General features: G+C 68.0%; 2 protein-coding genes. Both read right to left on the bottom strand.

Features of this window, described 5'->3' with window-relative positions; translation table 11 throughout:
- Positions 1-22: 22 nt before the first annotated feature.
- Entirely contained in the window at positions 23-955 is a 933-nt protein-coding gene (locus tag ACZ7HQ_RS45545; RefSeq protein ID WP_471003550.1) for a transposase, read from the bottom strand.
- Entirely contained in the window at positions 952-1,272 is a 321-nt protein-coding gene (locus ACZ7HQ_RS45550) for a helix-turn-helix domain-containing protein (RefSeq protein WP_471003553.1), read from the bottom strand. Before ACZ7HQ_RS45550 ends, ACZ7HQ_RS45545 begins: the two co-directional genes overlap by 4 nt.
- Between the last annotated feature and the right edge of the window lie 65 nt (positions 1,273-1,337).

The following is a 1,337-nucleotide window of genomic DNA, read 5'->3' on the forward strand; positions in this document are numbered from 1 at the left end:
TGTCCCGCGTCAAGTTTGTGGCTCACTGATCTTGCTCTGAAAGTTGGGGATGCAGGGTCGGGGTGCGGTAGACCTCGATCGGGCGGTGGCCGGCGAGGGCTTCGTGAGGCCGGACGTTGTTGAAGACGTGCCGGTAGTGCTCCGCTTCGCGGGCGAGCATGGCCAGGTCCTCGATCTCCAGGCGGTAGAGGTGTTCGTACTTCAGCGAGCCGAAAGCGCGTTCGCGGACTCCGTTCTGGCCGGGGCTTTTGGCCCGGGTGCGGATGTGCAGCAGCTCAGGTCTTGAGGCGATGAACCTCGCGAACGCGGCGCCCTTGAACGCGCTCCCGTTGTCGGTGACCAGCTTGATCCTGCGGATCTTGCCGCTTTCCTGATCGGTGGGCAGCAGCTCGGCCAGCGGGGCACCGCCCAGGCACTCGGCCTCGGCGATGGCGATGCGGACGGCCTCGATGGCGTCGGCGCCGGTGCACGACGGGGCGATGTGCCAGCCGTGCTCGTACTTGGTGAAGTAGTCGGTCACCCCGGCCAGGCGCCAGATGCCGCCGCCGGTGGTTTCGTACTCGGAGAAGTCCAGCTGCCACACCTCGTTCGGCCGCGTTGGCGGCTCGGCGAAGGCGGCCTTGCGGGCCTTGGCGTGCTCACGGCGTTCGCCCTGGTAGTCGATGGGCTGGAGCAAGTCCCGCCGGCGCAGGGCCCGTTCGACGGACGAGGCCGACACGTCATGTCCGTCGGCCCGCAGCAGCCAGTGGATCTTGCGATGTCCCCAGGCCGGCCAGTCGGCCGCATACTTCGCCGCGAACGGCTCCACGGCGTCGACGACCGGCGCGGGCCACGGCCCCTTCACGGCCGGCAGGCCCTGACGCTGCCTTGCCTGCCAGCGGCAGTAGCTGCGGCGCGGGATGCCGATCAGGGAACAGAACCTCGTGGCCGGCATCGCCGCCTGGGTGCGGATCACCTCGAGGTCCTCGAAGGGGCCAGGCGGCCCTCGGCGGACTTCTTCCACACCCGCAGCTCGACATGCGCCTCACCCAGCGCGCTCTTCAGCTCCTCGATCTCCGCCTCGAGCCGCTCTTCCCGGCCCGACATGCGGCGGCTGCCCACGGCGGCGAGACCTGCCTTGCCGGACTCCAGGAACTGATCACGCCACTTGGCCACCGACGTCTGCGACGTCTTGTACTTCCTGGCCGCCTCAGCGGCCGTCATCTCTCCGGACAGGACCGATAACACGATCCGTATCTTCTGCTCCACCGGGAACTGCGGCGGACGGGACATCAGCCTCTCCTACATGCTCACGGGGCTCAAACAAACCCCTGTGCCAGAAAGTCTGACGCGCGACA

It is taken from the genome of Streptomyces sp. NPDC037290, assembly GCF_055603245.1.